The organism is Acidovorax sp. KPB24-03 (genome assembly GCF_057546605.1).
Window position 1 is genome coordinate 1 of record NZ_BAAJYR010000003.1, and the last position, 19,303, is coordinate 19,303.

17 protein-coding genes and 1 pseudogene are annotated in these 19,303 nt (G+C 64.1%); 12 read left to right on the forward strand and 6 right to left on the reverse strand.

Going from position 1 to position 19,303, the window contains the following annotated elements:
• From AC27KI_RS01135 to AC27KI_RS01175, 9 genes and pseudogenes are all read left to right on the forward strand, one after another.
• A partial coding sequence (locus AC27KI_RS01135; RefSeq protein ID WP_487087653.1) for an acyl-CoA dehydrogenase family protein occupies nt 1–793 on the forward strand: 793 nt, incomplete at its 5' end.
• 100 nt (nt 794–893) lie between these two features.
• The gene (locus tag AC27KI_RS01140) at nt 894–2,054 is read left to right on the forward strand and encodes an acyl-CoA dehydrogenase family protein (protein WP_487112219.1); all 1,161 of its coding nucleotides are present in this window, start codon (nt 894–896) and stop codon (nt 2,052–2,054) included.
• Nucleotides 2,051–2,857 (forward strand): oxepin-CoA hydrolase, alternative type, encoded by an 807-nt coding sequence (locus tag AC27KI_RS01145; protein WP_487087649.1) that lies wholly within the window; start codon nt 2,051–2,053, stop codon nt 2,855–2,857. The genes AC27KI_RS01140 and AC27KI_RS01145 overlap by 4 nt, the downstream gene beginning before the upstream one ends.
• Nucleotides 2,858–2,897: 40 nt before the next feature.
• Nucleotides 2,898–4,145: a CaiB/BaiF CoA transferase family protein gene (locus tag AC27KI_RS01150; protein ID WP_487087647.1), complete on the forward strand. Its 1,248-nt coding sequence runs from the start codon at nt 2,898–2,900 to the stop codon at nt 4,143–4,145.
• A 108-nt stretch (nt 4,146–4,253) separates the two neighbouring features.
• Nucleotides 4,254–5,258 carry a Bug family tripartite tricarboxylate transporter substrate binding protein gene (locus AC27KI_RS01155; protein WP_487087645.1) on the forward strand — a complete coding sequence of 335 codons (1,005 nt, stop codon included), beginning with the start codon at nt 4,254–4,256 and terminating at the stop codon, nt 5,256–5,258.
• A 77-nt stretch (nt 5,259–5,335) separates the two neighbouring features.
• The gene (locus tag AC27KI_RS01160; protein ID WP_284429799.1) at nt 5,336–6,349 is read left to right on the forward strand and encodes a tripartite tricarboxylate transporter substrate binding protein; all 1,014 of its coding nucleotides are present in this window, start codon (nt 5,336–5,338) and stop codon (nt 6,347–6,349) included.
• Nucleotides 6,350–6,474: 125 nt separating this feature from the next.
• Nucleotides 6,475–7,223: pseudogene (locus AC27KI_RS01165) on the forward strand (electron transfer flavoprotein subunit beta/FixA family protein).
• A 2-nt stretch (nt 7,224–7,225) separates the two neighbouring features.
• A complete protein-coding gene (locus tag AC27KI_RS01170) occupies nt 7,226–8,158 on the forward strand; it encodes an electron transfer flavoprotein subunit alpha/FixB family protein (protein WP_487087643.1) in 933 nt (310 codons plus the stop codon).
• A gap of 72 nt (nt 8,159–8,230) precedes the next feature.
• Complete coding sequence (locus AC27KI_RS01175) at nt 8,231–9,223, forward strand: tripartite tricarboxylate transporter substrate binding protein (protein WP_487087641.1); 993 nt, start codon at nt 8,231–8,233, stop codon at nt 9,221–9,223.
• Between the two features lie 198 nt (nt 9,224–9,421).
• Here AC27KI_RS01175 and AC27KI_RS01180 read toward each other — a convergent pair whose 3' ends face one another.
• The 5 genes from AC27KI_RS01180 to AC27KI_RS01200 form a co-directional block, all read right to left on the reverse strand.
• A complete protein-coding gene (locus AC27KI_RS01180; protein ID WP_487087639.1) occupies nt 9,422–10,402 on the reverse strand; it encodes a Bug family tripartite tricarboxylate transporter substrate binding protein in 981 nt (326 codons plus the stop codon).
• 122 nt (nt 10,403–10,524) lie between these two features.
• Entirely contained in the window at nt 10,525–11,508 is a 984-nt protein-coding gene (locus AC27KI_RS01185; RefSeq protein ID WP_317352928.1) for a Bug family tripartite tricarboxylate transporter substrate binding protein, read from the reverse strand.
• A gap of 41 nt (nt 11,509–11,549) precedes the next feature.
• On the reverse strand, nt 11,550–12,581 hold the full coding sequence (locus tag AC27KI_RS01190) for a hydroxyacid dehydrogenase (protein ID WP_317352926.1): 1,032 nt from the start codon (nt 12,579–12,581) through the stop codon (nt 11,550–11,552).
• A complete protein-coding gene (locus tag AC27KI_RS01195; RefSeq protein ID WP_487087636.1) occupies nt 12,578–13,255 on the reverse strand; it encodes an RraA family protein in 678 nt (225 codons plus the stop codon). Before AC27KI_RS01195 ends, AC27KI_RS01190 begins: the two co-directional genes overlap by 4 nt.
• Complete coding sequence (locus AC27KI_RS01200) at nt 13,252–14,469, reverse strand: alpha-hydroxy acid oxidase (RefSeq protein ID WP_487087634.1); 1,218 nt, start codon at nt 14,467–14,469, stop codon at nt 13,252–13,254. Before AC27KI_RS01200 ends, AC27KI_RS01195 begins: the two co-directional genes overlap by 4 nt.
• An 84-nt stretch (nt 14,470–14,553) precedes the next feature.
• Here AC27KI_RS01200 and AC27KI_RS01205 point away from each other — a divergent pair, with 84 nt between their 5' ends.
• Complete coding sequence (locus AC27KI_RS01205; RefSeq protein ID WP_284429807.1) at nt 14,554–15,456, forward strand: LysR family transcriptional regulator; 903 nt, start codon at nt 14,554–14,556, stop codon at nt 15,454–15,456.
• A 213-nt stretch (nt 15,457–15,669) separates the two neighbouring features.
• On the opposite strand, the gene AC27KI_RS01210 is transcribed toward AC27KI_RS01205, so the two are convergent.
• Nucleotides 15,670–16,620, reverse strand: coding sequence for a LysR substrate-binding domain-containing protein (locus AC27KI_RS01210; protein ID WP_487112221.1), 951 nt, complete (start codon nt 16,618–16,620; stop codon nt 15,670–15,672).
• Between the two features lie 127 nt (nt 16,621–16,747).
• Here AC27KI_RS01210 and dsdA point away from each other — a divergent pair, with 127 nt between their 5' ends.
• Both dsdA and AC27KI_RS01220 read left to right on the forward strand, forming a co-directional pair.
• Nucleotides 16,748–18,133: a D-serine ammonia-lyase gene (gene dsdA, locus AC27KI_RS01215; RefSeq protein ID WP_487087659.1), complete on the forward strand. Its 1,386-nt coding sequence runs from the start codon at nt 16,748–16,750 to the stop codon at nt 18,131–18,133.
• Nucleotides 18,134–18,206: 73 nt separating this feature from the next.
• Entirely contained in the window at nt 18,207–19,190 is a 984-nt protein-coding gene (locus tag AC27KI_RS01220; protein ID WP_284429810.1) for a Bug family tripartite tricarboxylate transporter substrate binding protein, read from the forward strand.
• Nucleotides 19,191–19,303: the final 113 nt, after the last annotated feature.

Genomic DNA, 19,303 nt, shown 5'->3' on the forward strand with positions numbered 1-19,303 from the left:
GGACCTGGCCTCGGTCAAGACCATGGCGGTGCGGCAGGGCGACCATTACGTCGTCAACGGCCAGAAGACCTGGACCACCCAGGGCCAGCACGCCAACATGATCTTCTGCCTGGTGCGCACCCAACGCGAAGCCAAGGCCCAGGCCGGCATCAGCTTCCTGCTGGTAGACATGAACAGTCCCGGCGTGGAGTTGCGCCCTATCCGCACACTGGACGGCGATCACGAGGTCAACGAAGTCTTCTTCACCGACGTGAAGGTGCCCGTGGATAACCTGGTGGGCGAGGAGAACAAGGGTTGGACCTATGCCAAGTACCTGTTGACCTATGAGCGCACGGGCATCGCGGGCGTGGGTTTTTGCATCTCGGCCCTGGCCAAGCTCAAGATCATCGCTGCCAAGGTGCAAAAGAACGGCAGGCCCATCGACCAAGACCCGCTGTTCGCCGCGCGCATGGCCCGCGTCGAGATCGACCTGGAGAACATGAAGACCACCAACCTGCGTGTGATTGCCGCCGTGGCCGGCGGCGGGGTGCCGGGCGCGGAAAGCTCCATGCTCAAGATCCGCGGCACCGAGATCCGCCAGGAGATCCTCTCGCTGATCCGCCGCGCCATGGGCCCTTATGCCGCCCCTTTCATCGAGGACGCGCAGTACGAGGGCTACACGCAAGCGCCGGTGGGCCCGCAGGAGGCTGCAACGGCCGCCGCCAACTACTTCAACTACCGCAAGCTGTCGATCTTCGGCGGCTCCAATGAAATCCAGAAGAACATCATCTCCAAGATGATTCTCGGCCTGTAGCCATGCAAGACCCCTTGAGTCGTTTAGCGCCTGCCCCTTGCGAGGAGACGAACTGCGCGGTGGCCGCTTTCGGGTCCCATGGATTGAGAAAGAGTTTCCTATGAACTTCGTACACACCGAAGACCGCCGCATGCTGGCGGACAGCCTGAACCGCTTCATCGCCGAGCAGTACGGCATGGAGCGCCGCAACCAGTTCGCCTATGGCGACGAGGGCCACAGCCCCGCCCTTTATGCCCAGTTCGCAGAGCTGGGCGCCATCGGCGCTTTGTTTCCCGAAGCCGCAGGAGGATTTGGCGGCGGAGGTTTCGACATCAGCGTGGTGTTCGAAGCCCTGGGCAAAGGCTTGGTGGCTGAGCCCCTGCTGGGGGCCCTGGTCGTGGGCCAGGCGCTGATCGCGGCGGGCACCGAGGCGCAGAAAGCCAGGGTGCAAGACATTGCCGCCGGTGGAGTGGTCGCTGCTTTGGCCCACGACGAACCCGGCAGCCACTACGAGCTTTCCAATGTCTCGGCGACAGCTGCCAAGACCGCCCAGGGCTGGGTGCTGAACGGTGCCAAGTCGGTGGTGGCATTTGGTGGAAAGGCCGATCTGCTGCTGGTTTCCACACGCACGGCGGGCCGCCCGTTCGACACCGCCGGCATCAGCCTGTTCCTGGTAGATGGCAGTGCGGCTGGCATCGCCAAACGCGGCTACAGCCGGATTGACGGCGGCCGTGCGGCTGAACTGACGTTCACCGATGTGCAGCTTGGCTCCGAAGCGCTAGTGGGCCAGGAAGGGGAGGGCTACGCGCTGCTAGAGCTCGTGCAGGGCTATGCGCTGCTGGCACTGGCGGCCGAAGCCCTGGGTGCCATGGATGTGGCCAAGCAGAGCACTCTGGAGTACCTGCAGACGCGCAAGCAGTTCGGCGTGGCCATCGGCACCTTCCAGGCCCTGCAGCACCGCATGGCCGACCTGTTGCTGGAGGTGGAGCAGATGCGTTCGGCTGTCATCAACGCGGCCGACGCCATCGACAACGCGCGGGGCGGGGCGCGCGAACGCACTTTGTCGGCTGCCAAGTACACCGCAGGCTATGTGGGCGCGCTGGTCGCGGAGGAAAGCATCCAACTGCACGGCGGTATCGGCATGACCTGGGAGTTGCCCCTGTCGCACTACGCCAAGCGCCTGGTGCTGATCGACCATCAGTTCGGCGACGAAGACCACCACCTGGCCCGGTTCATCGCTCTGGGCGCGGCATCCGCTGATTCCTCGAAAGGACGGCCATGACAGAGACCACCCCGCCTTTGCTGCAGCGGCGCGATGGCGCCGTGCTGGTGCTGAGCAACAACAACACGGCTGCGCGCAATGCGCTGTCCCCCGCGTTCTACGCCGCACTGACGCAGGCCTTGGTCGAGGCGCAGGCCGATCCTTCGGTGGGCGCTGTCGTGCTCACAGGAGAGGGCGGCCATTTCTGCGCGGGTGGCGACCTGAGGCAGTTGGCCAAACGGCGTGAGTTGAGCGTCGAACAGCGACGCGAGAAGCTCGAAGGCCTGCACGACCTCATCCGCGCCGTGCGCGACTGCGAGAAGCCCGTGATCGCTGCAGTGGAGGGCGCCGCCGCGGGTGCTGGCCTGTCCCTCGCCCTGGCGTGCGACATGCTGGTGGCGGCGCGCGATGCCGTGTTCTCCGTGGCCTATGTGAAGGTCGGCCTCACTCCCGACGGCGGTGCGACGGCGTTCCTGGCCGAGTTCGTTTCCCGTCAGGTGCTGACCGAGTTGTGCCTGACGGGCGAGCGTCTGTCGGGCGAACGCCTGCATGCCCTGGGTGCGGTCAACCGCCTGGTCGAACCGGGCAAGGCTCTGGCGGGCGCTTTGGCACTGGCCACCAGCGTGGCGGACGGTCCGCAACGGGCGATGGCACGCATCAAGGCCTTGTGCCGTACTGCGCCCCATGCGTCGCTGGAGGAACAGCTGGAAAGTGAAGCCCGCTTCATGGTGATGTCGCAAGCCACCGAAGAGTCCCGCGAAGGCATCGGCGCGTTCCTGGAAAAGCGCACGCCGGACTTCGCACCGCTGCGCGGTGCGGACTGACGCACGCATGCCCACTACGACCAACACAGGAGACAACACCATGACCGCCCCAGACCCGTCACAGGACATCGATTTTCCGCTGGAAGGCGTGCGCGTGCTCGATCTGTCGCGCGTGTTCGCCGGGCCGCTGTGCGGCCAGGTGCTGGCCGATTTCGGCGCCGAGGTCATCAAGGTCGAGCACCCGGGCCGCGGCGATGACACGCGCGACTGGGGCTTGCGCATCGGCCAGACCGAGACCACTTACTACAACAGCATGAACCGCAACAAACGGTCCATCACGCTGGATCTGCAAAGCCCCGAGGGCCTGCAGATCATCCGTGACCTGCTACCGCAGTTCGACGTCGTCATCCACAATTTCAAGACTGGTGGGGCCGAGAAGCTGGGCCTGGGCTACGAGCAGTTGAAGGCGCTGCGGCCTGGCCTGATCTATTGCGCGGTGGCTGGCTACGACAGCAGCGGCCCGGAGGCCAAACGCCCTGGCTACGACCTGGTGATCCAGGGCGAGGCGGGCCTGATGGCGCTCAACGGCGAGGCCACGCAGCCACCGCTGAAATTCGGCGTGGCCGTGGTGGACCTGATGACCGGCATGTACGCCGCGCAGGCCGTGTTGGCGGCGCTGTTTCGCCGGGAGCGCACTGGGCACGGCCGGCTCATCGAAATGGCTTTGTATGACTGCGGCATCATGGTCACAGGCTACTACGGCCTCGACGCCATGCAGCTGGGCCGCGATCCGGAGCGCTACGGCAATGCGCACCCATCCATCGTTCCCTACGGCATGTACGACGCGGCCGATGGTCCGTTGATCATCGCCGTAGGCAACAACGCGCAGTTCGACAAGTTCTGCCGCCAGGTCATCGAGCGGCCCGACATCGTGGAAGACCCGCGCTTTTCCACCAACGTGAACCGGGCCAGGAACCGCGTGGAACTGGGCCCCTTGTTGAAGGCACTGATCCATGCCTTCCCGCGCGATCTGCTGCTGGAGCGCCTCACGGCCGCCGGCATTCCCTGCGGCCGTGTGGCGGGGTTGCATGAGGCGCTGACCAGCGAGAGAACGCGCCGCAGCGGCCTGCTGCGCGACATGCCGCACCCCGTGGTCGGAACCACGCCCGTCTTTGCACCTCCTTACCGCATGGACGGCCAGCGCCTGCCCATCCGCAGCGCGCCGCCCACGCTGGGCGAGGGCACACGCGAGGTGCTGCACCGCCTGCTGTCGATGAGCGACGCCGAACTGCAGCAACTGCAGCAGCGCGGCGTGCTGACCCTGCCGGACGATTCGCCACCGGCCTGAAGGCCTTCCATTTCACCGCCCGGTCCCTTGCGAAAACACCGCATCAGATGGTGCATGGGGCCGTTTTCATCCCTTGACGACGATCGCACTGATCCAGGAGACAACGCTATGGGAATCCAATACAACCGCCGCAACCTGCTTCAGGGGCTGGCGGCGCTGGGGGGCACCAGCTTGCTTGGCCAGGCCGCAGCGCAAACCGCCAAAGCAGCCTGGCCGACCAAGCCCATCCGGCTGATCGTGCCGTTCAACGCCGGGGGGGCGACGGACATCATCGCCCGCACGGTGGGCGAAGCGCTGGCAAAACGCGTGGGCCAGCCCGTGGTGGTGGACAACCGGGGTGGTGCCGCCGGCATCCTGGGTACCGACGTAGTCGCCAAGGCCGCACCCGACGGGCACACCCTGCTGGTATCGCTCAGCACATCGATGCTGATCAACCAGTTTCTGTACACCAAGCTGCCCTACGACCCGCAGAAGGACATCACGCCCATCACCCAGATCGCGGCAGCGCCCGTCACGCTGGTGGTGCACCCGTCGGTGCCCGCGAGCAATATGAAAGAGTTGCTGGCCTACGTGAAGGCCCACAAGGGCAAGCTCTCGTACGGTTCCTGGGGCGTGGGTTCCTACGCGCACCTGGCCGGGGCCTACATGAGCAAGACGATGGACGCCGACATGACCCACGTGGCTTACAAGGGCGAGGCACCCATGATCCAGGAGCTGATCGGCGGCCAGCTGCAGCTGTGCTTCTCCAGTGCGCTGAACACCAAGCCCTTCATCGATGCGGGCCGCCTGAAGGCCATCGGCGTAACGGGCAAGCAGCGCATGGACATTCTGCCCACGCTGCCCTCCATCTACGAGCAAGGGGTGCCGGACGATGCGTATGCCATCTTCGGCTGGGTGGCCATGGGTGCTCCTGCCGGACTACCCAAGGAGATCGTGGACCAGCTCTACGGCCACCTGCGCGAGATCGCCAAGGACCCGAAGGTGCTGGAGCGCACCGTTGGGGCCGGCTTCATGCCCCTGATGAACAGCCCGGAAGCCTTTCGCGAGAACTACCAGCGCGACATGCCTGTCTGGAAGGCTTTGGTCGACGAAGCTGGCGCCAAGCTCGACTGAAACCTGGCGGCCGCAGCTCAGCAACGAGTCAGTGGCTGCCCCTGCAATGACTGACCGATGGATTGACGGGAAACACCATGCCTTTGCCTCACAAAACGTTTCTTGCCTGCACGCGCCGGAACACCCTTCTGGCGCTGGCCGCCGCCCCATGGCTTTTCGGGAGCGCCAGCGCGCAGCAAGCGGCGGCCGTCTGGCCGACCAAGATGATCAAGCTGGTGGTGCCTTTTCCGGCAGGGGGGCCCACGGACACGGCTTCGCGCATCGTCGGGCAGAAGCTGGCCGACCGGTTGAAGCAGTCCGTAGTGGTGGACAACCGTCCGGGTGCCTCGGGCTCCATCGCCGCCTCCCAGGTGGCCAAGGCCGACCCGGATGGCTACACCTTCATGATGCTGGCCACTCCGACCTTGCTGGCCCCGCATCTCTACAAGAAGCTGAGTTACGACACGGTGAAGGATTTCACCCCCGTCGCCACGGTCTATGACCTGCCCATCGTGGTGGTGGTCAACCCGGCGCAGTTGCCGGACGTGACCGACCTGCGCACGCTCATTGCCCACGCCAAGGCGCAGAAGACGCCGCTCAACTACACCAGTTCCGGGACCGGCAGCTTTGGCCATCTCAGCATGGAGTTGCTCAAGCAGATGGGCCATTTCGACATGCAGCATGTGCCCTACAAGGGCGGCGTTCCTGCCATCACCGACACCATCGGCGGCCAGGTGCCCATCATGTATGCCGACCTGGTCGCTGCACTTCCGCATATCCAGGCCGGCAAGCTGCGGGCCATCGCCGTGGGCTCACCCCAGCGCGTCAGCATGCTGCCGGATGTGGCAACCATCGCCGAGCAAGGCTTCAAGGGTTACGACGCCGTGTCCTGGGGCGGACTGCTTGCACCACCCGGTACGCCGAAACTGGTGGTGGACCGGGTGGCGAACGAGGTCAAGCAGATCCTGGCTGAAAAAGAAACGCAAGAGAAGCTGCTGCACGCTGGCGCCATCGCGCGTTTCGAAGACCCCGCGCAGATGGGTAAGCATGTTCAGCAAGACTATGCCAAATGGGGCCAACTGATCCGAGACAAAGGAATTGCGTCGGAGTGATCCGTGCAGCAATCCATCGTCCGCCTCATGGGTGAAGTCCAAGCACCCGTCAGCGAGCGCGTGGCTGGAGTGGTCCGCCGAGCACTCCTTCAACCCATCCTTTAAACACAGGAAAGAACACTGCCATGAAAATTCTGGTCCCTGTCAAGCGCGTGGTGGACTACAACGTGAAGGTCCGGGTGAAGTCGGACAACACGGGTGTGGACATCGCGAACGTGAAGATGAGCATGAACCCCTTTGACGAGATCGCCGTCGAGGAGGCCGTGCGCCTGAAGGAAAAGGGCGTGGTGACCGAAGTCATCGCCGTCTCCTGCGGCGTCGCGCAGTGCCAGGAAACGCTGCGCACCGCGATGGCCATCGGTGCCGACCGTGCCATCCTGGTGGAGACCACCGAAGAGCTGCAGCCCCTGGCCGTGGCCAAGATCCTGAAGGCGCTGGTGGACAAGGAGCAGCCCCAGCTCATCATCCTGGGCAAGCAGGCCATCGACGACGATGCCAACCAGACCGGGCAGATGCTCGCCGCGCTCGCCGACCTGCCGCAGGCCACCTTCGCCTCCAAGGTGGAAGTGAGCGGCGACAAGGTCAACGTCACGCGCGAAGTCGATGGCGGGCTGGAGACCATCTCCCTCACGCTGCCGGCCGTGGTCACCACCGACCTGCGCCTGAACGAGCCGCGCTACGTCACCTTGCCCAACATCATGAAGGCCAAGAAAAAGCAGCTCGATACCGTCAAGCCCGAAGACCTGGGCGTCGATGTCAAGCCGCGCCTGAAGACCCTGAAGGTCTCCGAACCGCCGAAGCGCGCGCCGGCATCAAGGTGCCCGACGTGGCCGCCCTGGTGGACAAGCTCAAGAACGAAGCAAAGGTGATCTGAACATGACAGCCCTCGTAATTGCCGAACACGACAACGCCAGCATCAAGCCCTCCACCCTGAACACCGTCACGGCCGCCGTGGCCTGCGGTGGCGACGTGCACGTGCTGGTGGCGGGCAGCGGCGCCGATGCCGCCGCCCAGGCCGCCGCGCAGATCGCCGGCGTCAGCAAGGTCATCCTGGCCGATGGCGCGAGCCTCAAGGACGGCCTGGCCGAGAACGTCGCCGCCCAGGTGCTGGCCATTGCCAGCCAATACAGCCACATCCTGTTCCCCGCCACCGCGGGCGGCAAGAACGTGGCCCCCCGCGTGGCCGCCAAGCTCGACGTCGCGCAGATCAGCGACATCACGAAGGTCGACAGCCCCGACACCTTCGAGCGCCCCATCTACGCCGGCAACGCCATCGCCACCGTGCAAAGCAGCGATGCGACCAAGGTCATCACCGTGCGCACCACCGGCTTCGATGCCGCGGCCGCCACGGGGGGCTCGGCCGCGGTCGAGAAGCAGGAGGCCGCCGCCGATTCGGGCAAGAGCAGCTTCGTGGGCCGCGAGGTCACCAAGAGCGACCGCCCCGAGCTCACCGCCGCCAAGATCATCGTCTCGGGCGGGCGGGCGCTGGGCAGCAGCGAGAAGTTCAACGAAGTGATGACGCCCCTGGCCGACAAGCTGGGTGCGGCGATCGGCGCGAGCCGCGCGGCGGTGGATGCGGGCTACGCGCCCAACGACCTGCAGGTGGGGCAGACGGGCAAGATCGTGGCGCCGCAGCTGTACATCGCGGCGGGCATCTCGGGCGCGATCCAGCATCTGGCGGGCATGAAGGACTCCAAGGTGATCGTGGCGATCAACAAGGACCCGGAGGCGCCGATCTTCAGCGTGGCCGACTACGGCCTGGAGGCCGACCTGTTCACGGCTGTGCCGGAACTGGTGGACCGGCTCTGACCTATGGACCAGAGCCACACGCCATGCCGTGTGCCGGTCATTTCCCCTGATTCCTGGAGATAGGAGACACACATGCACACATTCCTTCGCCGCCGCCAACTGTTGCTCGCCGCCACGGCGGGTTTCGCCGGAGCGGCTGTCAGCGCGCCGGCCTTGGCCAGCGTCCCCTGGCCGAGCAAGCCGATCCGGATCGTGGTTCCTTACACTGCGGGCGGTTTCACCGACCAGATGGCGCGCTTGCTGCAGGTGGGCTTGCAACAGCGCTTGGGCCAGCCGGTGATCGTGGACAACAAGCCGGGCGCCAACAGCATCATCGGCGTGGACGCCGTGGCCAAGGCCGCGCCGGACGGCTACACCTTCGGCGTGTTCATCGCCGCCTATGCCGCCAACACCACGCTGTATCCCAAGCTGCCGTACGACCCCAAGAAGGATTTGGTGGGCGTGTCGCTGATGGGGGTGTCGCCCCTGGTGGCCGCCGTAGCGATGAATGCGCCCTTCAAGACGACGGCCGAACTGGTGGCCTATGCGCGTTCCAATCCAGGCAAGCTGAGCTTCGCGTCGTCTGGCAACGGATTTGCCGCCCACCTCACCTCCGAGCTGATGCGCCTGATCACCAAGACCGAGATGGTGCACATCCCGTACAAAGGTGCTTCACCTGCGCTGGCAGACCTCATGGGTGGGCAGGTACCGCTGTTCCTGGATCCACCGCCCAACCTGATCCAGCCAGCCAAGGCCGGAAAGATCCGCCTCATCGGGGTGGCCAGCGAAAAGCGCCTTCCTGCCTTGCCCGATGTCCCGACCTTTGCCGAGCAGGGCTACCCTGGCCTGGTGGGCAGTACCTGGGCCGCGATGCTCGCGCCTTCCGGCGTGCCCCGCGAAATCGTGCAGCGCATGTCCGACGAAGTGGCGCGCATCGTCCGCAGCCCCGAAGTGACGCAGCGGCTGGAGCAGACCATGGGGACGTTCGCTGAAGGCTCCACCCCTCAGGAATGCGATGCCTTCATCGCGTCGGAAACGGTCAAATGGGCCAAGGTGATTCAGGAGGCGCGGGTCACGCTGGATTGACGCGGGGGCGAGGGCGGGGCTTCCACCCCGTCGGCGCAGGCAGCACCTGCCGCCGCTCTTCATGAAACTTCGCACTCCGTGATCAGCCACTGGATCTGCGCCATGACCGGGTGGGCATCTGACGAGTGATCTGCTCCAGCAAACGCATGGGCTCCAAAGTACGAGAGTGAAGGCGGTCCTTGCGGTCCTTGTTATCAGTTACTCGGCTTTCGCACCGGACACCCGCACCTGCTCGGCAGCCAATGGCATCTGCTGCTGCACGAAGCTCCAGAATTCATCGACGCCCATCGGCTTGACGGGCAGCGAACCCTGGTCCAGGAACTGCTTTTGCACCTCCGGATTGCGCAGGGCGGTAGCGAGCGCAGCATTGAGCTTGTCCAACGCTGCACGCGGCGTGCCTGCCGGCGCGACCAGTCCGTACCAGGAGTCGGTATGGAACCCCTTCACCCCGGCTTCCTCGAAAGTCGGTACGTCGGGTAGCGCTGGCAGGCGCTGTCGAGCGGCCACCGCGAGCGGGCGCAGCTTGCCCGAGCGGATGAAGGACATTGCGCCCGTCGTCAGAACGAAATCCACGCGGCCAGCCATCAGGTCGGTCATCGCCGGGGCCGTTCCCTTGTAAGGGATGTGGGTCACGTCGGCGCCAGTGATCTTCTTGAAGTTGGCGCCAGCCAGATGCTGACTGGAGCCGACGCCGCCTGATCCGTAATTGAGCTGGCCTGGTCGGGCTTGAGCGGCCTTGAGCAAGTCCGCAACCGAGAGAAACGGCGAATCGGTCGGTACCAGCAGCACGCTCGGAGATGTCGTAATCATGCCGATGGGTGCGAAGTCTTTTATGGGGTCATGGTTGAGTTTCGGGTACAGCGCAGAATTCAGACCGTGCGATGCCACCGTCGCCAGCATGATGTTGCTGCCATCCGGCTTCGCGCGTGCAGCCGCATCGCTGCCGATGTTGCCCCCAGCGCCCCCCTTGTTGTCGATGACGATGGATTGGCCCAATGCCTCGGACATGCGGACGGCCGTGAGCCGTGCCACGTTGTCGGAGGGGCCTCCGGCAGGCCAGCCCACGATCATGGTGATGGGGCCGGCCGATAGAGCGCCCTGGGCCATGGCGTGGATGTGAGGTAGCAGCGCAACCGCCAATGCGAGTGCGGAGAAGCGACGGCGAGTCAGTGTGGTCATGGTGTGCTTTCATCGAGGAGCTTGCAGGCCTGCAGCGAACCCATTGAGTGGTGAGTCCTTCAAGGGTGTTCCGGGAAATGGGGGTGGCGCGTTTGCCTCGGCGGACAAGCGGACTCCACGCTTCACGGTTTGTCTTGCCAGGGCATTTCTGCCCAGAGTTTGCGAAAGTTGGCTTCCGTGGCTTCGAGTTCGGCCGCATAAGCCGCTGGCCCCAGGTATCGCAAAGGTGCGTACATGGCTTCGGCCTGCTGCTTGAACGCAGGGTCCGCGGCGATGGTGGCAATCGCATCAACCAGTTTCTTGCGGATCGCCTCCGGTAAGCCCTTGGGAGCCGCCAGGCCACGCAGCGAGGCCAACTCAATGGCAATCCCTTGCTCTTTGAAGGTCGGCACCTGTGGCGCCAGGGATGAGCGCTCAGCTGACATTTGACCCAGCAGTCGGATCGGGGTGCCCCCCTTCTGATATGCCAGCACCTCCCCGATGTTGATGGCGCCAATCACAATTTGCTGGCCCGTGGCCGCGGCACGCACCTCGCCAGCGCCTTTGTAAGGCACATGCATGAGCTTGGTTCCCGTAGCGCGTTCGAACAGCAGCATCGCCAGGTGGTCATCCGATCCGGTGCCTGTCGTGCCAACAGTCACAGCGCCAGGGTTCGCCTTGGAATAGGCCGCCAGGCCCGCCAGCGAGGTGATGTTGTTTGTGTTGTGTATCGCGAAGCCGCCCGGGTCGTCCACGAGGTTGCCGAGCAGGTCGTACTGGCTCCAGTGGAAACTGCTCTTGCGCTCAATCGGAATGGTCAACACGTTGGGTGTGTTGATAAAGCCGATGGTGTAGCCATCAGGCTTCGCGCGTGCCAGCTCGCCAAAGCCGATGCCGCCTCCCGCGCCAGGACGGTTGAGTACCACGACACTGCCTTCGAGTTGCTTTTCCAGGTGCCGTGCCAGCAACCGGGCGACAAGGTCGGTACCTCCACCAGGACCGTAGGCCACAATCAGCTCGATGGGTTTAGAAGGGTACGGCGCGGCGGGCTGCGCTGCTGAGGGAAGCGCAAATGCAGTAGCGAGCAATCCGGCGCACAGCGTGCGACGGGTCCATTGTTTGTTCATGCTTGTCTCCGTGATGTTTGCCCGTTTCGGGCTTATGGGAATCAGTGGCCGAGCGCGGCGGCAATACGCTCCCTGGCCCGTGGCCAGACGTCAGGGTTGACCAGGCGCTCAGGTCGCTCGCCATCCGAGAGCAACTGCAAGATCTGTATGGCGGCCAGCGTGGCGTTGTTGCGCCGGGCTTCATGTGTGACACCAGCCGTGTGGAACGTTGCCACGACATTCGGGAGGCGCAACAGGGCATGGCTGGCGGGTGGAGGCTCCTGGTCCCACACATCGAGACCTGCACCCTTGAGATGGCCGCTGGCGATTGCAGCATGCAGGGCGTTCTCATCGTGAATGCCGCCGCGTGCGGTGCTGACGAAGATGCTGCCTGGCTTCATCGCTGCGAATGCGGCTGCGTTCATCAGCCCGAGGGTGCTGGCATTGCGCGGGCAGTGCAGCGAGACAATGTCGGAACGACGCAGCAATTCATCCAGTGACACGGATTGCGCACCTCGTGCACTCATCTCGGCGTCGTCCAGTGCGGGATCAACGCCCAGCACTTGCATGCCGAAGGCCCGACCCAGTGCTGCGGTGCGCCGGCCGGTTTCGCCGACACCCACAATGCCCAGTGTGCGTCCGCGCAGTTCGTGGCCCATCAAGTCTTCGCGACTGAAGCTGCGTTGGTTCGAGCGCAGCAACGCATCCGATTCCGGAATGCGGCGCAGCACCGCCAGCATCAGGCCGAGTGCCAATTCGGCGACTGAATCGGCGTTGCCGCCGGCCTGGTTCATGACCACCACGCCAGCGCGCGTACACGCTTCGATGTCGATGGTGTCGCAACCTGAACCACTCGACGAAACCGCCAGCAGCTTGGGGCAGCGTGCCAGCAACTCAGCGCTGACGAACCAGCGTCGCGGCAACTCATCCTTGGCCGCAGTGATCTGCAGCACTTGCGCTTGGGCCAGCGCCTCCCATGCTGCACGGTCAGCGCCTTCCCGTGCGCAGGTCTGCAATGTCACGCCAGGGGCTGCGGAGATGATGCGATTGAAGGCCGGGTCCAGCCAATAGTCGAAGCGAACGACCTGGCTCACAGAACGCCCTTCTCGCGCAGCGTGCGTTCAACCCAGCTCCGGTCGGCGCGGCCTTCAGCGATGGCCTGCAGCGCATCGGCTTCGATGCGTTCAATGGCTTCGACACGTGCCGCAATGTCTTCGGCCTCTTCGGGCGGCACCGCCAGCAGGCCATCGCCATCGCCAACCACAATGTCCCCGGGATGCACCACCATCCCGTCAATGGTGACTGGCACATGCAACTCGCCTGGGCCATCCTTGTATGGGCCACGGTGTGCAACCCCGCGTGCATACACCGACAGACTATGCTGACCGATGGCGTCGCTGTCACGAATCAGCCCGTCGATGACGATGCCTGCCGCGCCGCGCGCGATCAGCAGCGCGAGCATGATTTCGCCAATGATGGCGTTCGGACCCACTCCGCCGGCATCCACCACGATGACGTCACCCGGTGCGCAGGTGTCGATGGCGTGGTGCACCATGAGGTTGTCACCAGGCCTGGTGCGCACCGTCAGCGCACGGCCTGCGAGTCCACCATCGCGTCTGTGGAACGGTTTCAGCGACGAAGTTCCGGTGGTGCGGCTCATGGCGTCGCTGATGTTGGCGACTTGGAAGCCCCGGTACCGCGCCAAGAGTGCGTCACTCACGACGGTCGAGGGGCGCGCATGAATGTGGAAACCCTGGATTTTGCTCATGGTTGGTTCGAAGTGATGGGGAAATAGTCGATGGGACTGGCAACTGGACGGATGCAGCGGGATGTGATGTCGGCAATGCGCGTGAGTCCCAGCATGGCCATATCCCGAGAAATTTCTTCGTGCATCAGGGAGATGGCATGGGTCACGCCGCCTTGTCCAGCGACCGAGGCGGCATAGTTGAAGGGCCGGCCCACGAATACGCAGCGCGCCCCGAGGGCCAACGCTTTGACGGCGTCGGTACCGCGGCGAACGCCGCTGTCGAGCATCACCGGCATTTCGGGAACGGCGCGTGCGATGGCGGGCAACACGCGCAGCGGTGCCACCGCACCGTCCAGCTGACGCCCTCCGTGGTTGGAGACGATGATCCCGTCGACGCCATGGTCGCGTGCATGCACAGCGTCCTCCGGCGTCAGGATGCCCTTGACCACGAGTTGATTCGGCCAGCGCTTGCGTATGGCTGCCAGATGGGGCCAAGCCAGGTGGGCGCGGTCTGAGAAATCGCGCAGCACATTGGAGGAAAGGATGGGCGCGCCGCGCGTGGCGTAGTTGTTCTCGAAGTGGGGCATGCCATGCAGCAGCAGCGTCTTCAGAAACGTACCCAGCAACCAGCGCGGATGGCTCAGGCCTTGCCAAGCCAGCGAAAAGCTGGGCTTGAGCGGCGTTGAAAAGCCTGCACGTACATTGTTTTCCCGGTTCGCTGCGACGGGTGTGTCCACAGTGACCACCAGGGTCTGTACGCCTGCGCCTTGCACGCGATCGAGCAGGCCATCTATCTGCGCAAGCTCGCCCGGCAGGTAGGCCTGGAACCAGGTTTGCGGAGCGATCGCCATCACCTCTTCGAGCCGAATCAACGAAGAGCCGCTCATGATGGCCGGCACATTGGCTTGCTGTGCTGCCTGGGCCAGCACGACATCGCCACGGTAGGCCGAAAGCGCGGAAATCCCCATGGGCGCGAGTCCCACCGGCGTGGCGTAGCGGCGGCCGAAGAGTTCGAATCCGAGGTCGCGTTGCGCGACGCCGACCAGCATGCGCGGGCGGAAGGCCAAATCATTGAAGGCCCTGCGGTTCTCCGCCAGCGACTGGTTGTCCTCTACGGCGCCGCTGATGTAGGCAAAGATGGGCCGAGGCAGGTGGCGGCGGGCCAACTTCTCGAAGTCGTCCAGGGACAGCACCTGTCGGCAGGCTTTGGGGATGAGTAGGGGAGAAGAAGGCATGGCGCAACCATGGTGCGCCGGTTGATATTGAAAGAAAAGAGAAAAAATTCGAACTTTTGATTTCGCTTTTAGTAAACTAAATTCATGACCCTCAAGCAACTCGAGGCCTTCTACTGGGCCGCCACTTGTCTCAATTTCACGGTCGCGGCTGAACGGGTGCACCTGTCCATTTCTTCCCTGTCAAAGCGCATTGCTGAATTGGAGGTTTCGCTGGGGACCCTGCTGTTCGACCGGAGCGGGCGGTCAGCCGAGTTGACGCCCCATGGCGAACTGCTGTTGCCGCGTGTTCGTGCGTTGCTGCATGACGCGGCCCAGTTGCAACAGGCCATCGGTCAAAGTACTGGTTTGCAAGGGCGTTGCCGGATTGGCTTTGGCGAACTGAGTGGACTGACCTGGCTGCCGAAGCTGGTGCAGAAGGTGGCCGAACTGCATCCTGCGCTGCAGTTGGAGCCGCATACCGACATTGGCCAAGTGCTGGAGCAGCGCATCGTGGATGGCGAACTCGACTGCGTGGTGATCGCAGGCCCCTCATCGCGCAGTACCTTGGCTTTCGAACGCGTAGCGCAGGTGCGATTCGTCTGGGCTGCAAGCGAGGCATTTCTCGTGAAAGCCGGTACTGACTTGCCGCAGCGCCTGGTACGCGAGCAGATGCTGATTGCCCTGCCTGAGGGCTCAGGTGCTACCCGCATCCTGGATGAATGGCTGAGCGGTCAATCGATGAGCGTCGAGCGGCGGCTCAGTTGCAACAGTTGGGGTGCGGTGGTGGGAATGGTGGCCGAAGGCCTGGGCTTCACGTACATGCCCCACGGGTGGGCCGAAGCGCTGCAAGCTCGCGGGATGCTGAGGATTCTGTCTGCAGGCAATGCGTTGGCACCCCTGACCTATACCGTGCAGTGGCGGCGCGACGATGTGAGGCCACTCATCACGGAAATGCGAAAAATCATCAAAAGCGTCATCGACTTTTCCGCCCCCCGCTGCTTGTGCTGACAAGTGCAGAGTGATCCATCGTGATCTAGGATACGCAGGCGCAACGCGCTTCTGACTCCGAACAGTGCTCGTCGACACTTCGATGCCAGATTCCAATCGCAGCGATATCACACGAAACGGTCAGTGATGGTGGTTCGGAGGATTGCGTTTTCGTCGGCACGATGTGTGCCGGAACACCTTTCGCTGCAAGTGCGGGAGCTGTGAAGGGTTTTTTCACGGCACCGGCAGCGCCTGTCGCCGCTCCTCACAAAATCCCCGTCCCTCTTCTACCAACCACTCCCGGACCTGCTCCATGGCCGGGCTGGGATGCGCGGTGGTCACAAACGAGTAAGACGCGCGCGACAGTACGCTGCGCTGAAGAACCGGCACCAAACGCCCTGCCTTGACGTCCTGCAATACCAGTGCGGCGCGGCCCATGGCAATGCCCTGGCCGGCCAGTGCGGCGCCCTGGGCCAATTGAGACAGATTGAATTGCTGGCCACCCGCCCACAGTGGTGGCGCGGCGCCCATTTGAGTAAACCAGTGTTGCCATTCCTCGTACGTGTCGGCGCCGTCCCATGCGCTGCCGTCGTGCAACAGCCAGTCGCGGTGCAGGTCCTGGGGTGATGTGATGGGTGGATGCCGCGCCAAAAAATCGGGGCTCGCCACGGGCAGGAGCCACTCATCGAGAAACACCGTTGCGTTCAGATCACGGTAGCCGCCCAAATCGAAACGCACTGCGGCCTCGATACCGTCCCGCACCATGCGGGTGCGGTCCAGTCTGTGGAACTCGCCAAACACCCGCAGGCCCATGCTCGGATACTGGCGGAAAAATTCGCCCAGCCGGGGCGTGAGCCAGCTCATGGCGAACGACGGTGAGCAACTGAGGGTGGCAGTAGCGGCCTCTTGCGGCCGGCGCATCTGCGCCAGTGTGTTTTCGATCGCGGTGAAGCTCTCGCGCAGCACCACAGCCAGCCACTGGCCCTCGGGCGTGGGCACCAGCGCGCGCGGTGTGCGAAGGAACAGCGGACGGTGCAGCCAGTCTTCGAGGTGCTTGACCTGCTGGCTGACGGCGCCCTGGGTGATGCAAAGTTCGGCAGCGGCCTTGGTGAAGCTGCCGTGGCGGGCGGCTGCATCAAAACAGCGCAGCCAGGCGAGCAAGGAGGCGGAGAGGTGGATGTCCATTACTTTGGCTAATGCGTTCGCCACTATAAATGCGTTGTGGCAACAGGGTGACGGGCGAAGAATGCGTTACAGGGGCCCATTTGGAAATCGGCCCGAAAACCGTGTCCCATTGCTGCCTGAACCTGATATGTCCTATCCAATCAACCGTTCCCCGCAGGCTGGAGTTGACGCATTGGCAATCCGCCTCCGGCAGGCCCAACCGTGCCTGTGGACCAATCCTGAACGCCTGGAACATCCGCCGGCCACGTTGGAGGCACTGGGGCGCAGCATTAGTCTGGATGATACGAAAGCCGCTGCCGCTCGCCTGAAACGTTTCGAGGCATTGCTGGCACAGGTGTTTACGGAATTGGCAGACGCGAAGGGCGTCGTAGAGTCGCCCCTGCTGCCAGCTGCCGCGTTGAAGCCTGTGCTCGGCCTGCAGCCAGGGCAGGGCAACCTGTTCATCAAGGCCGATCATCGCCTGCCAGTGGCGGGCTCCATCAAGGCGCGTGGCGGGATGCATGAGGTGCTGGAGTTCGCCGAACAACTGGCGTTGAAGCATGGGTTGGTGTCGCAGAGCGGTGACGAACATGCCTACCTTGCGCTGGCCGGCACTGCGGCACGCGAAGTGCTGGGACGCTACGAAGTGGCAGTGGGGTCTACCGGCAATCTGGGGCTGAGCATCGGCGTGGTGGCCTCGGCCCTGGGATTCAAGGCGGCGGTACACATGTCGGCCGACGCCAAGGAGTGGAAAAAGGAGCGTCTGCGCCAGCGTGGCGTGCTGGTGGTGGAGCATGCGGGCGACTATGAGCGCGCAGTGGCCGCCGGTCGCTCCCAGGCCGGAGCCGATCCCACGTGCCACTTCGTGGACGACGAGCAGTCGTTCTCGCTGTTGCTGGGGTACAGCACCGCGGCCTTGCATCTGCAAAAGCAGCTGGCAGAGCAGGGCATCGTGGTGGATGCCGGTCACCCCCTCATCGTTTACCTGCCTTGCGGGGTGGGAGGAGCACCTGCGGGCATCACCTTTGGCCTGCGGCAGTTGCTGGGACCCCATGTGCATTGCTTCTTCGCGGAGCCGGTTCAGTCGCCATGTTTCCTGGTGCAGATGCTGGGTGGGCAAGCCGGCTTGGCAAGCGGTTCAGCGCACCCTTCGGTATATGACTGGGGCCTGACCAACCAGACGGAGGCCGATGGGCTGGCCGTGCCGCGCGCTTCGTTGCTGGCGGCCGAATTGATGGCGCCGCTGCTGTCCGGGGGGTTCACGGTGGCGGACGACACCTTGTTCGCCCATTTGGTGCAGGTGCTGGATGCGCTGGGCGAGCGCATCGAGCCCTCGGCCGCGGCAGGCTTCAGCGGCCCCGGCATGCTGACCGGCACCGACGCGGGGCAGGCTTGGCTTCGCAGCACCGGCGTGGGCGAAGTGCTGCCCCAGGCCACCCACCTCGTGTGGACCACTGGCGGGCTCTTGGTGCCTGATGCGCAGTATCAGGGCTTTGTGAAGCGCGGGCGGGCTTTGCTTGCCGCGCGTGACTGACGCAGCGTGCGTCTGCGGCATTTCTCGATGTCTCTTTTTTCTATACCCTTGTTTGACCCTTGGAGCTAACGTCATGAACCGCAAGAAGCTGCTTTTGTCCGCTGTGATCTGTGCCTTGGGCGCGGCTTCGTGGGCCCCTGCCATGGCACAGGAAGCGCCATTCCCCACCAAGCCCATCACGCTGGTGATTCCGTTTCCGCCCGGCGGCGCCACCGACGTGCTGGGCCGGCTGATTGGCAAGAAGATGGGCGATCTGCTGGGGCAAAGCGTGGTCATCGACAACCGCGCCGGGGCGGGCACCACCATTGGGGCTGCTTATGCGGCCAAGGCAACGCCCGACGGCTACACGTTGCTCATGAGTTCAGGCACGACCTTTACCGTGAACCCTGCGGTGCGCCCCAAGCTGCCCTACGACCCGGTCAAGAGCTTCGAGCCCATCGGCATTGCCGGGCGCACCAGCCTGATCCTCTTGGCCAACAAGGACGTGCCGGCGGCTGACCTGAAGCAGTTTGTGGCTTTGGTGAAGGCCGCACCCGATAAATATTCCTATGGCTCCTTTGGCGCGGGCACCACGTCGCAGTTTGCAGGCGAGATGTTCTTTCACGCCGCGGGTTTGAAGATTCAGCACGTGCCCTACAAGGGCAGTGCGCCCGCCATGACGGACCTGATGGGTGGGCAGATTCCGTTCACGGTAGACACCGTGTCGGCGGCACTGCCTCAGCTCAAGGACGGCAAGATCAAGGCCATTGCCGTCACGGCGGGCAAGCGTTCGGCCCTGCTGCCCAAGGTCCCCACGCTGGTGGAAAGCGGATACCCCGGCCTGGAGATGGACACCTGGCTGGCCATGGTGGCGCCGCGCGGGCTGCCGCCCGCCGTCAAGTCGCGGCTGGAGTTGACCCTGGCCCAGGTGGTGTCGGACCCGGAAACCCGCGACAAGATGATCGCTGTGGGCTTTGAACCTGCCTATGCTTCGTCCAAAACGGTGGCCGAGTTGATCGACAGGGAACTGCCCCTGATGCGCGCCATTGCCCAGCGAGCAAGCATCACGGCCGATTGAGACCCACACCGCGCTGTCTTCACCGTGCCATGCGGTAGGACGTTGCCCGCGGGACAGAAAGACTTTGCGCTGCGGCCACTGCTTTGGACTGCCGCAGGTTCAGAGGCTGACGG

Bases quoted from the DNA above. Each gene is read 5' to 3' on its own strand.
- AC27KI_RS01140 (WP_487112219.1), top strand. From the start codon at position 894: ATGAACTTCGTACACACCGAAGACCGCCGCATGCTGGCGGACAGCCTG.
- AC27KI_RS01145 (WP_487087649.1), top strand. From the start codon at position 2,051: ATGACAGAGACCACCCCGCCTTTGCTGCAGCGGCGCGATGGCGCCGTG.
- AC27KI_RS01150 (WP_487087647.1), top strand. From the start codon at position 2,898: ATGACCGCCCCAGACCCGTCACAGGACATCGATTTTCCGCTGGAAGGC.
- AC27KI_RS01155 (WP_487087645.1), top strand. From the start codon at position 4,254: ATGGGAATCCAATACAACCGCCGCAACCTGCTTCAGGGGCTGGCGGCG.
- AC27KI_RS01160 (WP_284429799.1), top strand. From the start codon at position 5,336: ATGCCTTTGCCTCACAAAACGTTTCTTGCCTGCACGCGCCGGAACACC.
- AC27KI_RS01170 (WP_487087643.1), top strand. From the start codon at position 7,226: ATGACAGCCCTCGTAATTGCCGAACACGACAACGCCAGCATCAAGCCC.
- AC27KI_RS01175 (WP_487087641.1), top strand. From the start codon at position 8,231: ATGCACACATTCCTTCGCCGCCGCCAACTGTTGCTCGCCGCCACGGCG.
- AC27KI_RS01180 (WP_487087639.1), bottom strand. From the start codon at position 10,402: ATGACCACACTGACTCGCCGTCGCTTCTCCGCACTCGCATTGGCGGTT.
- AC27KI_RS01185 (WP_317352928.1), bottom strand. From the start codon at position 11,508: ATGAACAAACAATGGACCCGTCGCACGCTGTGCGCCGGATTGCTCGCT.
- AC27KI_RS01195 (WP_487087636.1), bottom strand. From the start codon at position 13,255: ATGAGCAAAATCCAGGGTTTCCACATTCATGCGCGCCCCTCGACCGTC.
- AC27KI_RS01200 (WP_487087634.1), bottom strand. From the start codon at position 14,469: ATGCCTTCTTCTCCCCTACTCATCCCCAAAGCCTGCCGACAGGTGCTG.
- AC27KI_RS01205 (WP_284429807.1), top strand. From the start codon at position 14,554: ATGACCCTCAAGCAACTCGAGGCCTTCTACTGGGCCGCCACTTGTCTC.
- AC27KI_RS01210 (WP_487112221.1), bottom strand. From the start codon at position 16,620: ATGGACATCCACCTCTCCGCCTCCTTGCTCGCCTGGCTGCGCTGTTTT.
- dsdA (WP_487087659.1), top strand. From the start codon at position 16,748: ATGTCCTATCCAATCAACCGTTCCCCGCAGGCTGGAGTTGACGCATTG.
- AC27KI_RS01220 (WP_284429810.1), top strand. From the start codon at position 18,207: ATGAACCGCAAGAAGCTGCTTTTGTCCGCTGTGATCTGTGCCTTGGGC.